12 protein-coding genes and 1 other RNA gene are annotated in these 12,435 nt (G+C 39.4%); 9 read left to right on the top strand and 4 right to left on the bottom strand.

Going from position 1 to position 12,435, the window contains the following annotated elements:
- Positions 1-18: 18 nt before the first annotated feature.
- The 4 genes from rnpB to surE form a co-directional block, all read right to left on the bottom strand.
- An RNA gene (gene rnpB / locus TEL01S_RS10800) (RNase P RNA component class A) lies at positions 19-347 on the bottom strand.
- A 3-nt stretch (positions 348-350) separates the two neighbouring features.
- Entirely contained in the window at positions 351-1,259 is a 909-nt protein-coding gene (gene fmt, locus TEL01S_RS03440) for a methionyl-tRNA formyltransferase (RefSeq protein WP_012002740.1), read from the bottom strand.
- A complete protein-coding gene (gene def, locus TEL01S_RS03435; protein WP_012002739.1) occupies positions 1,256-1,771 on the bottom strand; it encodes a peptide deformylase in 516 nt (171 codons plus the stop codon). The genes fmt and def overlap by 4 nt, the downstream gene beginning before the upstream one ends.
- The gene (gene surE / locus TEL01S_RS03430) at positions 1,731-2,510 is read right to left on the bottom strand and encodes a 5'/3'-nucleotidase SurE (RefSeq protein ID WP_012002738.1); all 780 of its coding nucleotides are present in this window, start codon (positions 2,508-2,510) and stop codon (positions 1,731-1,733) included. Before surE ends, def begins: the two co-directional genes overlap by 41 nt.
- 119 nt (positions 2,511-2,629) lie before the next feature.
- On the opposite strand from surE, the gene mnmG reads away from it, so the two are divergent.
- Genes mnmG through TEL01S_RS03385 form a run of 9 tightly spaced genes read left to right on the top strand, consistent with a single transcriptional unit; the run spans position 2,630 to position 12,410 of the window.
- Positions 2,630-4,495: a tRNA uridine-5-carboxymethylaminomethyl(34) synthesis enzyme MnmG gene (mnmG, locus tag TEL01S_RS03425; RefSeq protein WP_028843341.1), complete on the top strand. Its 1,866-nt coding sequence runs from the start codon at positions 2,630-2,632 to the stop codon at positions 4,493-4,495.
- 31 nt (positions 4,496-4,526) lie between these two features.
- Complete coding sequence (locus tag TEL01S_RS03420; protein WP_012002736.1) at positions 4,527-6,665, top strand: RelA/SpoT family protein; 2,139 nt, start codon at positions 4,527-4,529, stop codon at positions 6,663-6,665.
- On the top strand, positions 6,662-7,111 hold the full coding sequence (gene dtd / locus TEL01S_RS03415; protein WP_028843342.1) for a D-aminoacyl-tRNA deacylase: 450 nt from the start codon (positions 6,662-6,664) through the stop codon (positions 7,109-7,111). Before TEL01S_RS03420 ends, dtd begins: the two co-directional genes overlap by 4 nt.
- The gene (locus TEL01S_RS03410) at positions 7,111-7,662 is read left to right on the top strand and encodes an epoxyqueuosine reductase QueH (protein ID WP_012002734.1); all 552 of its coding nucleotides are present in this window, start codon (positions 7,111-7,113) and stop codon (positions 7,660-7,662) included. The genes dtd and TEL01S_RS03410 overlap by 1 nt, the downstream gene beginning before the upstream one ends.
- Positions 7,659-8,456, top strand: a complete 798-nt coding sequence (locus TEL01S_RS03405) for a DUF4940 domain-containing protein (RefSeq protein WP_012002733.1) — start codon at positions 7,659-7,661, stop codon at positions 8,454-8,456. The genes TEL01S_RS03410 and TEL01S_RS03405 overlap by 4 nt, the downstream gene beginning before the upstream one ends.
- Positions 8,453-8,881 carry an ATP-binding protein gene (locus tag TEL01S_RS03400; protein ID WP_012002732.1) on the top strand — a complete coding sequence of 143 codons (429 nt, stop codon included), beginning with the start codon at positions 8,453-8,455 and terminating at the stop codon, positions 8,879-8,881. The genes TEL01S_RS03405 and TEL01S_RS03400 overlap by 4 nt, the downstream gene beginning before the upstream one ends.
- Positions 8,878-10,203 carry a methylenetetrahydrofolate--tRNA-(uracil(54)-C(5))-methyltransferase (FADH(2)-oxidizing) TrmFO gene (trmFO, locus tag TEL01S_RS03395; RefSeq protein ID WP_012002731.1) on the top strand — a complete coding sequence of 442 codons (1,326 nt, stop codon included), beginning with the start codon at positions 8,878-8,880 and terminating at the stop codon, positions 10,201-10,203. Before TEL01S_RS03400 ends, trmFO begins: the two co-directional genes overlap by 4 nt.
- A complete protein-coding gene (locus tag TEL01S_RS03390) occupies positions 10,178-11,578 on the top strand; it encodes a DUF342 domain-containing protein (RefSeq protein ID WP_012002730.1) in 1,401 nt (466 codons plus the stop codon). The genes trmFO and TEL01S_RS03390 overlap by 26 nt, the downstream gene beginning before the upstream one ends.
- A complete protein-coding gene (locus TEL01S_RS03385; protein ID WP_028843343.1) occupies positions 11,556-12,410 on the top strand; it encodes a type I phosphomannose isomerase catalytic subunit in 855 nt (284 codons plus the stop codon). Before TEL01S_RS03390 ends, TEL01S_RS03385 begins: the two co-directional genes overlap by 23 nt.
- The last annotated feature ends 25 nt before the right edge of the window (positions 12,411-12,435 follow it).

The raw sequence follows: 12,435 nt of genomic DNA, 5'->3' as shown, positions 1-12,435 counted from the left end.
TTACACCCCTTATTTTTAAATCGGAGAGAGGCCGTAAGCCGGATTCTGTCTCAGGTGGTCATCTATCTTGGAAGGGTGTTACCACCCTCCTCAAGCGGCCTACCCGGGGTTATCGGGCGGGACCACCCAACCCCTGCTTGGCCTTGCTCCGAACGGGGGTTACCGAGCCATCGGGTCACCCCGATGCTGGTGAGCTCTTACCTCACCTTTCCACCCTTGCCTTTCAAGGCGGTTTGAAGTCTCTATGGCCCTGTCCGAGGATCGCTCCTCCTGGGTATTACCCAGCGTCCTGCCCTGTGGAGTCCGGACTTTCCTCAGGCAGCGCCTGCGACCACCCGCCTCTCTCCGAATTAACTTTGAAATCTATCTTTTACTCTTAGCATTCTGCCATTCAAAGCAGAAAGAAAGGACATTTTCTTTTTTGAAGGAAACTGGATTTGTGAAATAACGATTATACCATCGCTCGTAGTTACATACGCCCCTTTATCGTCAATATGTACAATTGTTCCTGGCTCACCGCTATGGCACTTCTCTATAGCCACTGCTCCAAATAATTTGACCTGTTCACCGTGAAAAAATGTTCTGGCACCTGGTCGAGAATCATAAGCCCTTATCTTGTTTTTAACAGCTTCACTATCTTTACGAAAGTCAACAAAAAGATCCGCCGGCGTAATTTTTGGTGCATAACTAGCCTGGGAATGATCTTGCTCACGCAATTCAAAAGATTCTGGATTTTTGAGAAAATCACAGAGAATTTTTTTGCCAGCCTCGATCATTCTGTTTTCAAGGCTATCGAAAGTTTCAAAGCAATCGACAGAGATCTCAACTTGCAAAACAATCGGGCCAGCGTCAAGTTTTTCGGTCAACTTGAACAGGCTAACTCCCGTCATTTTCTCCCCATTCTCAAGAGCTCTGTTTATCGGTGCTGCCCCCCTGTACTTCGGCAGCAAAGACGGATGAATATTATAGTACCCGAAAGGAATGAGATCAAGGAACTTCTTCTTTATTAAACCTCCATAAGCCACAACAATCCCGATATCAGGTGTTAGTCTGTCAAATGGAAAATCCTTGAGACTTTCAAAAACAGGTATTTTGTTTTTCAACGCCAGGTCTTTTACAGGAGAGTGCACCATACGCAAACCTCTTCCTGCAGGTTTGTCTGGTTGAGTGATTACGCCTATTACCATGTGACCAGCACTCAACAGCGCCTCAAGATGTCTTGAGGCATACAAAGGGGTCCCGAGAAAAAGTATCTTCATGGCCTTTCAGCGTAATCAGTTTTCTGGGACTGTCGTACTATCTCTATGAGTTTTTTTCGAATGGCAAACCGTCTTGAAGAAGGTATCAAATCTATGAAAAGTACACCTTGAAGGTGATCATATTCGTGTTGAACAACGCGAGCGCTGTAATCAACAAAGCTTTCTTCCACTTCTTCTCCATGTTCGTTCATGTACCTTACAGTCACCTCTTTGCTTCTTTCAACATCTTCGAATACCTCCGGAACACTCAAACATCCTTCTTCTGCAATCTCTTTTTCTTCGCTTTTGTAGATAATCTCCGGGTTTATAAATACTCTTGGTTTGCCATCGTCCATAACGAAGATTCTCAAAGAAACACCTATCTGTGGTGCGGCGAGCCCTATTCCATCTGTTGCATACATAGTTTCAAACAGGTCTTTGATTAAAGAAATGGTTGTCTCATCTACTCTTTCAACATTCTTTGATTTCTTTCTAAGAACCGGATCTCCAAGAAGTCTTATTTTCTTTACCATTTTCAACCTCCTTAAGTTGCAACAATGCTCTTTCGTTGAGCATGAAAACAGTTATCGGTGTAACTGACACGTAGCCTTTAGATACCACGCAATAATCGCAATCGGTCGCGGAATCATCTTCTACAACATCTCCATACATCCAATAATAAGTATTCCCCGATGGATCTGTCCTGGCTTCGAATCTATCAGCGTATCTCCTGATACTCTGTCTTGTCGCCTTCCAGCCTTTTATGTCACCTTCGGGAAAATTTATGTTAAGAGCAGTAAAAGGTTCAAGAATAGAAAAATCAAAGTTTTCAATGAAATTGCTTATAAAAAATGATGCACTGTAATAATCAAAATTTTCTCTTGCGGGTGCAGAGACGGCAATAGACGGTACTCCAAGCAAAGCTCCCTCAAGAGCACCTGAAACTGTACCTGAGTATATAACATCGGTTCCAAGATTATGCCCTATATTTATGCCGCTGATAACCATATCAATTTGTTTATTTGCTAGTACCTCCATACCTATTTTTACGCAATCTGCAGGTGTACCAGTAGTAGCATAAATAGGAAATTCTTCAAGAACTCTGACACGCTTCACCCATATAGGCATACGCACTGTTATTGCATGGCCAGTAGCGCTCTGTTCTGATTCGGGTGCCACAACAAGAATATTGTGCTTTTGAGAAAGCACTTTGGCAAGTATTAACAATCCTTGAGAAGTCACACCATCATCATTTGTGAGAAGGATTTTCACAAATTCACCTCAGTTAAATTTTATCACATGAGTAGATATCTGGAAAAAACGAAATTATTTTCAAGCCGTGCTACAATTTAAATAATAACAGGAAGGTTCTTCCAGAGAGGTGATCAGATCTGAAAGAATATTTTGATGTTGTTGTTGTAGGAGCAGGCCATGCTGGCGTGGAAGCAGCTCTGGCCACTGCAAGGCTTGGTTTCAAAACAGCTCTATTAACATCCAACTTAGACAGAGTAGCTTGGGCTCCCTGTAATCCAGCAATTGGAGGACCAGCAAAAGGAATCATTGTTCGTGAAATCGATGCGCTTGGCGGAGAAATGGCAAAGGTAACCGACGAAACCATGATAAACGTCAGAATGCTAAATACAAGTAAAGGAGCTTCTGTTAGAGCTCTTAGAGCCCAAATAGATAAAGTTTCTTACAGTCAGAAAATGAAAAGAATACTTGAAGAAACTCAGAATCTCTATTTAAGGCACTCCCAAGTGTGCGATATCCTTGTTGAAAAAGGAAAGGTTAAAAGTGTAGTCGATACTTTGGGAATTGAATATAAATCTCGTGCTATAATTTTAACAGCGGGTACTTTTTTAAACGGAAAAATTTTCATAGGGCATGCAACATTTGAAGCTGGAAGATTAGGGGATTTTCCATCGAAGGGACTTACAGAGTCTTTGGAAAAGTATGGCATTAGATTTCAAAGGTTTAAAACAGGTACCCCGGCTCGTATTCTTGGTAAATCAATCGATTTCTCAAAGATGATCAGGCAGGATACCTCAAAAGAGCCTTTATGCTTTTCTTATTTTGACAAACCTGTGATTCTTTCAAAGGATTACCCCTGCTGGCTTACGTATACAAATGAGAAAACCCATGAAATAATCAGAAAAAATTTGCGATTTTCTCCTTTATATGGAGATGTAAAACTCATTGTTGGAAAAGGACCACGCTATTGCCCTTCTATAGAAGATAAGGTGGTTAAATTTCCATCAAAAAATATGCATCAAATTTTTGTCGAACCGGAAGGAAAAACAACCGGTGAATATTACCTGAACGGATTGAGCACCAGCCTGCCTTATGAGGTTCAACTTGAAATGATCAGAACAATACCAGGATTAGAAAATGCACATATCACAAGACCTGCATACGCCATAGAATACGATTATGCTGATCCAACACAATTGTATCATACTCTGGAAAGCAAGATAGTAGAAGGACTGTTTTTAGCCGGCCAGATAAACGGTACCAGTGGTTATGAAGAAGCCGCCGGTCAGGGATTGATAGCAGGAATCAATGCCGCTCTAAAATTGAGAGGCGAAAATCAATTTACGCTGGACAGATCTGAGGCTTATATCGGGGTTATGATTGATGACATCGTTACGAAGGGTGTTGATGAACCATATAGAATTCTGACGTCGAGAGCTGAGTTCAGATTATTGCTAAGACACGATAATGCACATTTACGCCTTTCCAAGAAAGGATATCAAATTGGTTTGATACCAAAGTGGTTCTACGAAGAAATTCTCACGCTTGAGTCCAGAATAAAGACAGAAATTGAAAGATTAAAGCAAGTTAGTATAAAACCAACAGGTCAAATTAACGATTTTCTAACATCAATCAATACACACCCACTGCGCCAACCAACGACTCTCTTTCAAATATTGAAAAGGCCTGATATTACCTATGAACAGCTGAGAAGCCTTGATCCTTCACCAATGGATAGCCCTGAGGTTATTGAGCAGATCGAATTGACGGCAAAATACGAGGATTACATAGAAAAAATGCTCGAAGAAACGAAGGTATTTAACGACCTTGAGAAAATTACTATTCCTGAAGCAATCGATTACGGCAAAATACCAAACCTGTCGGTGGTGGCACGTGAGAAACTGGAAAAGATCAGGCTGAGGAATGTACTACAGGTTTCAAGAGTACCAGGAATAACTCCAGCTGATATTCTTGCGTTGATAACCTATCTCAAATCATTCAAGTGATAAAATATTTTTATAAAGAGGCGAATGAATAATGGTATATTCCCTTGATATTGCAAAGCAAATTCTCGATTTGCAAGGCAAATTTTATTCGGAAGATGACAAAAAATTACTTACAAAAGCCTATGACATGGCTTCATATGCTCATGAGAATTTTTACCGCGAGTCAGGTGAACCATTTATAGCTCACCCTGTCGAGGTGTGCAAGATACTCGCACAGATGAATGTGGATATCCAAACTCTTGTAGCCGCCATGCTGCATGACGCTGTTGAAGATAGCGAAGGTAAAGTAAAAATCGAAGACGTGGAACGAGAGTTTGGAAAAGAAATAAGCCGAATTGTTGATGGAGTGACAAAGGTCAGCAGATTGAACACACCTGTCAATATGAGCGATTCAAAATTGAAGATAGAAACCATACAAAAAATGCTTTTCGCAATGGCTGAAGATATCAGAGTAATATTTGTCAAACTTGGAGATAGATTGCACAATATGAGAACTATTGATTTTGTTCGTGATGAACAAAAAAGATTGTATAAAGCGAGAGAAACACTTGAAATATATGCTCCTATTGCTCATAAAATGGGAATTTATTCCATCAAATGGGAACTGGAAGATCTTGCCTTTAAGGTCCTGAACAGGAACGAATACAATCGTATTAAAAATCTGGTATCAGAAAAGAAAAGAGAGAGAGAACAGCGAGTCAAAGAGTATGTCGAAATACTTCAAAAAGCGTTAGCCGATAACAACATCGTAGCAAGGGTAGAAGGTCGATTTAAGCATTATTATGGTATATGGCAAAAACTTAAAGGAAAAGGAAAAAGTTTTGATGAAATCTATGATCTTTTTGGAATAAGAGCCATCGTTAAAGATGTCACAACATGCTACAATGTGCTTGGAATAGTGCACAGCATATGGAAGCCCTTACCTGGTAGAATAAAAGATTACATAGCTGCTCCAAAATCCAATGGCTATAGATCTCTTCACACGACAGTGATCACCGGATATGGTGAACCCCTTGAAGTACAAATAAGAGATGAGGAAATGCACACGGAAGCTGAATATGGTTTAATAGCGCATTGGATATACAAAGACGGTATCAATGTCAGAACGATGCAAAAATGGGTAAATCAACTTCTTGAATGGCGAAGGGAGTTGACAAAAGATTTATCAGGTTTGGAAGAATTTAAGAAAGAACTGCAAATGGATGAGGTTTTTGTCTTCACACCAAAAGGCGAGGTAAAACACCTTCCTCTGGGAGCTACACCCATAGATTTTGCATATACGATCCACACAGACATTGGTCATAGATTTGCCGGAGCCAAGGTAAACGGAAAAATGGTACCCATAAGCTATCAGTTGAAAAATGGAGATTTAGTTGAAATAATCGTTGGAAAAAATTCCAGACCAAGCCTTGATTGGTTGAAGTACGCAAAATCTCCAAGAACCAAAGCAAAGATACGAAAATATTTTCGAGAACAATTTCAAAGCGAACTTGTTGATAGAGGGAAAGATGTCCTGCGGCGCGTTAGCAAACAACTGGCCAAACCTATAGAAGAAATAATGGAATCGATCGTAACAAAAAAATACCTCCAGAATCAGGGTATCACGGAAGATGAATTTTACAGCCGAATAGGCGAGGGAACGATATCTTATGGGGATTTGCTGAATTTATTAAATCCATTGACAGAGAAAAATCAGCCATTGGTCAAAAAGAAACGAAAATTGCTTAATTTACAGCCAGCTGTAGAGATCTCCGGGCTGAAAAACATAGATATACATCTGGCAAAATGTTGCGGTCCAGTTCCTGGTGATGAAATTATCGGAGTAGTGAGTAGAAAGGGCATAACTGTACACAATGTTTCCTGCCCGAACATAAAAAACATAGATTCAGATAAAATATTTGAAGCACGATGGAATGGGAACTCACAGGATAGGTTCGAAACAGCCCTTAGATTGGAACTTCGCGAAAAGAAAGACATTGGAAAGCTCGTGCAATTACTCGAAAACAAAGGAATAACTGTTCTTAAGGCTTCTCTGGTAACAACAAAGTGGAATTATTCCGTTGCTTCTCTGAGTTTGGCTGTAAATAATTTGAAGCAACTTGAAGAAGCCAAACATTCTCTTGAATCACTTGATAGCGTAATATCTGTCGAAAGGGGGAAACTGGTCTGAGATCTGTTGTTCAGAGAGTTCACAGTGCAGAGGTTAAAGTCGGTGGCGAAGTAGTTGGAAGTATTGAAAAAGGATTGATTGTATTCCTTGGAGTGGGGAAGAAAGATAGCGAGAAAGACGTAGAGTGGATGTGTGAGAAAATATTGAATTTGAGGATTTTTGAAGATGAATCGGGAAAGATGAATCGAAATGTTATTAATATCAAGGGAGGCATTTTGATCATATCTCAATTCACACTTTATGGAGATTGCAGGCGTGGCAGAAGACCTTCTTTTAGTGACGCTGCTCCTCCAGAATATGGGAAATATCTCTACAAAAAATTTGTGGAAATGGTGAGAGAAAAAGTTCAAAATGTATCAGAGGGTATTTTCGGAGCCCATATGGACATAAAAGTTATTAACGATGGACCTGTAACATTGCTCTTAGACAGCGAGAGGAGATTTTGATGATCTTGCATGTTTGCTGTGCCCCAGATGCAACAACTGCAGTTGAGCGGTTGCGCGATGAAGGTTATGAACCTGTTTTATTATTCTTCAACCCGAACATTCAACCAGATGAAGAATACTTGAAACGCCTGGAAGCTGTAAGAACTCTTTCTGATATCCTGAACCTTACGTTAATAGTAGAAAATCTACCCGTTGACTTATGGAAAAAAGAAATAGAGGAATTTAAAGACTATGGTGAAGGATCTATCAGATGCTTCAAGTGTATTGAATATCGTCTCAGATTTGCGGCGTGGTATGCAAAAAAGAACAACTTTAAAGCCTTTTCCACAACATTGACGACAAGCCCGAAAAAAAATATCCTCTGGATACATAGCATAGGCGAAAAATTGTCAAAAGATTTCAATATAGAATACATTCGCAGAGATTTCAGAAAAAAAGATGGTTTCAAAAGAAGTGTCGAATTGAGCAAAATGTTTGGATTGTACAGGCAAAATTACTGCGGTTGCATTTATTCACTGAGGGAGAAAAGATTAGGGATGATTACCAGATGAAAATAACAGCTATTACACAAAAATCAGTGATTATTGACGAGCTGGGCATAAAAGATGAACTCAAAAAATTTTCAGAAATAGTCATAGAATCAAAAATACCAGTATCGGTTAAATTATCCGGTAAAAACCTCCTGTTGATTTATGTAGATACCTTTCTGGGGCCTGCGGTAGTTGCCTTTGAAAAAGATATTATTCCTGTTGAGCTTTTGAAAAATTACTTAAACCAGATATGCCTCAAGGTTATCCCATATGGGAATTTACTAACCGAAATATCGCGTGTAATATCACCCTGGAAAGGACAAAAAATGGTAGGTATCTTATTCACCCAGGAAAACGAAGCAAGACTGAAATATAGAGAACAATTAAGTAAAATTGCATTGAATATTGTAAACCTTGGCGAGAAAGATCTGTATGTTCTTGCTACAAATTATTTGAATATAGACAAATCAGCCAAATTTTCCCTGTCATCCCCTTCAGAAAATATGATAGAGTCTTTAAGGCAGGCTTTCGTAGTTGATAGGTATGTCTCTGAGAGTGGTATTCTCAATTATCAGGATATACCAAAATACCGTGTGAATGTTCGTATAGATCCAAAAGATATCGATTTCATATCTGACAGAGTCTCATCCACCGATCTTTTTCAGCTCAGTCAGAGAAGAAAAATTTCTGTTCAGAGCGCATACAATCAGGAAAGATTAATTGAGAGCAAGTACTGGCTACGTTTTGACATAGGTGTTGATTGTTTTCTGTATGCCTGTGGATTGAGAGAAAGTCAAGGGCGGGTGTCAACATGAGAGAAACTCTCACGATATCTTTTTCGTCAAAAACTATCAATACAAGGGTTGCAAGAGCAGTTATTAGATCATTTTTGTCTCACAAAGGGATCTTTGATGAGGAGATCTGGGATACAGAACTTGGTGTTAATGAGGCTATCACTAATATAATAAGGCATACTTATAAAGGTGACCAAACGAAATATATAATCATGACACTGGTATGGGATTATACTCAGAGAAAAATAGAGATCATGTTGAGAGATTTCGGAGATCAGGTTGATCCAGAGATTATCAAGCCTAAGACACCATCTTCCGATAAAGAAGGCGGGTTTGGACTTTATCTGATAAACAGGATTTTCGATTCTGTCAAATTAAAAAATCGCGATAACGGAAACCTTCTTATCCTCACAAAAACTTATGCACAATCGGGTGATGAAAATTGAAAGTACACGTAGTAGGGGCGGGGTTGTCTGGCTCTGAAATTGCTTATCAGCTTGCTATTAGAGGTTTAAAAGTAATTTTGCACGAAATGCGCCCTTCAAAGATGACGCCAGTTCATAAAACAAGTTATTTTGCAGAGCTTGTTTGTAGCAATTCTCTGAAGTCCGATAGCATAAAAAATGCATCTGGATTGCTTAAAAGAGAACTTGAGTTATTCGGCTCTTTGATATTAAGGGTTGCCAGAAATTGCGCTGTACCTGCAGGGAAAGCCCTTGCTGTGGATCGAGAAGAATTCTCCAAGCAAGTAACTCACGTTATTAGAGAATCTGGAATCGATATTGTAATTGAAGAATTGAGATACATACCTGACAGCAAAGAGGATATATGGATTATTGCAACTGGACCCGCGACGAGCGATAGTTTCGCATCCTGGTTAAGAGAAAAAGTTGGACACAATATGTATTTTTTTGACGCTGTATCACCAATAATAACTGCTGATAGCATAGATTACTCTGTTGTTTTCAGAGCAGATAGATATGGAATTGGCAATCAGGATTATTTAAATTGTCCGATGAATGAATATGAATATGATAGATTTTACGAGGCGCTCATCAATGCGGAAGTGCTACCTGTGAAAGACTTTGAAAAAGATTTGTTGTTTGAACGTTGTAAACCAATCGAAGACATTGCAAAGAGTGGTAAGAGATCATTGCTGTTTGGACCTATGAAACCCACAGGTATAATAGATCCCCGGACCGGGAAACAACCTTTCGCTGTCGTGCAACTTAGAAAGGAAAATCTTGACGAAACATTGTACAATATAGTTGGTTTTCAAACACGTTTGAAATGGGGAGAACAGCGAAAAATTATACGATTAATACCGGGACTTGAGAAAGCTGAAATAGTCCGCTATGGGGTTATGCATAAAAATATTTACATAAATTCCAGAAAAGTTCTCGACCCATTTATGAGGTTGAAAAATGACAGAAAAATCTTTTTTGCTGGTCAGATCACAGGTGTAGAAGGATATCTCGAATCAGTTGCAAGTGGTTTGTACGTGGCATTGAATGTTTACAGGATCTCAAAAAATCAAGAGCCCTTGGAATTACCTAAATCCACGATGACAGGGTGTTTGCTGAATTACATACTGAAAGGTACTGATACAACTCTTCAACCCATGTATGCAAATTATGGTTTAATGGGTCCGGCAAATAAAAATCGCGAGGAGGTGGCTAAAACCGCCCTGAGAGATCTCGAAAATTTTCTCAATTACTCTCAGTGGAAAGAGGGGGGCATTCGTGAAAATACAGTCAAAGGTTTCTAATAATGGACTCGAGGCATATGTAACAGTTTTTACCGACGAAGAAGAAAGTTTATCAAAAGACGCAATACTCTCACATCTGAGGGAAAATGGCATTGTATTTGGAATAATTGACCAGGCAATAGAAGATATTGTAAGCCAGAGAATCGTTAATACACCTGTTTTAGTAGCTGTCGGCAAGGAGCCGATTAATGGAGAAGATGGCCAAATATTAATGCTCAAGCTGGGAAAAGAAGAAGAAACAGAAATTACAAAAGATAAAATTGATCTAAGAGAGCTCCCCAGCCGCACGAGACACATAGTTAAAGCAGGGCAAGAAATAGCAGAAATAGTACCACCAACTCCAGGCATAGAGGGAAGGAATGTTTTCGGCAGAACTCTTAATCCAAAACCAGGAAAACCAGCACAGGTAAAACTTGGAAAAAACGTGAAACTCTCGGAGGACGGTAGAAAAGTGATTGCTAGCACAGACGGTATCCTACTGGCAAAACCAGATGGATCTATAGACGTAAATGAGGTTTTGATCGTAAAAGGAGACGTTGATTATGCAGTTGGAAATATAGATTTTCCCGGCGAAGTCCAGATTTCAGGTGATGTAAAACCAGGATTCACAGTTAAGGCAAAAGGAAATATCTCAATATCTGGCGTCGTTGAAGCAGCAACAATAATATCTTTCGAAGGATCTGTGAGTGTTCTCGGTGTTAAGGGAAGAGAAAAGGGTGTTATAAAAGCAAAAGAAGATATTCAAGCAAAATTTCTCGAAAATGCAATTGTAGAGGCCGGTAAAAATGTCATTGTAAATGGACCCGTGACAAACTGTCACATAAAAGCAGGGGTGGGAGTTAAGGCATCTGGATCGAAAGGTATTATTGCAGGTGGATCAATTTCAGCAGGTTTTGTTCTGGAAGCAGAGGAAATTGGTTCACCCTTAGGGGTGAGAACAACAATCGAAATTGGATTCGACCCTGAAGTCCGCGAAAGAATCAAAGTGTTGAGAGGACAATTGGAACTTGACCGCGAAAACCTCGGCAAACTGGTCAATATTTATAGAACTTTAAAAGCACTGATGGAAAAAAACGAAGGTAAACTGCCAGCGGACAAGATGGAGATTTACAGGAAAGTCGGTCAAACACTTATTAATTTAAGAAATTCTATCGAATCAACCGAAAAAGAGTTACAAACTATAGAGCAACAGGTTAAAGATAGATTCAGTCACGCAAAAGTTATAGCGAAAAGGATTCTCCATCCTGGTGTAGAGATCATGATTTTCGAAAAAAGATTTTACACCGATAAAAGTTTTGAAAAAGCAATTGTCCTAATCGAAAATCAGGAAGTTAGGCTTGGGGGTTACTCAGTTGATACTCAAAACAATACCTAAGATTCGAGAAATGATATGGGGAGATCGTGAGTTAGGCAAATTATTCGGCGCAAAATCTGAAAAACCGGTTGGAGAAGTGTGGCTTCTATCAGATCATCCTTTAATTACTACAGAAGTACAGACACTTTCTGGAAAAACCCTACACATAAATTCTGTACTGGAGTCCTTTAATTTGAACATCGAAAGGTTTCCCATACTTTTGAAATTAATTTCGGCTAAGGAATGGCTATCGATCCAGGTCCATCCTGATGATAGTTTTGCAAGAAAAATTGAAAAGGAGCCTTGGGGAAAAACAGAGTGCTGGTTTTTCTTAAAGAAAAGCACAATAGGTCTTATCCCTGAAAAAATCAATCCTGATGAGCTACCTTTAAAACCGGATAAAATCAAAAAAAGATTGAAAATACTTCATCCACAATATGGCGATTTTTTGTACATACCTGCTGGCACTATGCACGCGATTGGGCCTGAGTCAATGTTAATTGAGATTCAACAATCTTCCGATCTAACTTACAGAGTTTACGACTGGGAACGTGGCCGCGATCTACATATAGAAAAGGCAGTTCTTGTATCAAAAAATGTCAACATAGATAACCTGATCTATAAGAACTTCGAGAGTTTCCGATCACAGTATTTCCATATATACCGAGTTTCTGGAACAACAAAAATCCTGTCAAACTCCATAATCGTAATGTTGAGCAATGGTGAAATCAATTCCCACAAAACATCAAAATATGAGACATTCCTCTTGCTGGGAAAGGAAATAACCAGAATTAAAGGAAATGCACTGGTTATAAAACCTGGCCAAGTTTGGTATTCTAACTCTAAACAGTGAGCCGCTGGCGAGAACCAGCGGTCAT

Source organism: Pseudothermotoga elfii DSM 9442 = NBRC 107921, assembly GCF_000504085.1.
GTDB lineage: Bacteria > Thermotogota > Thermotogae > Thermotogales > DSM-5069 > Pseudothermotoga_B > Pseudothermotoga_B elfii.
This window is presented reverse-complemented; position numbering and strand designations above follow the sequence as displayed.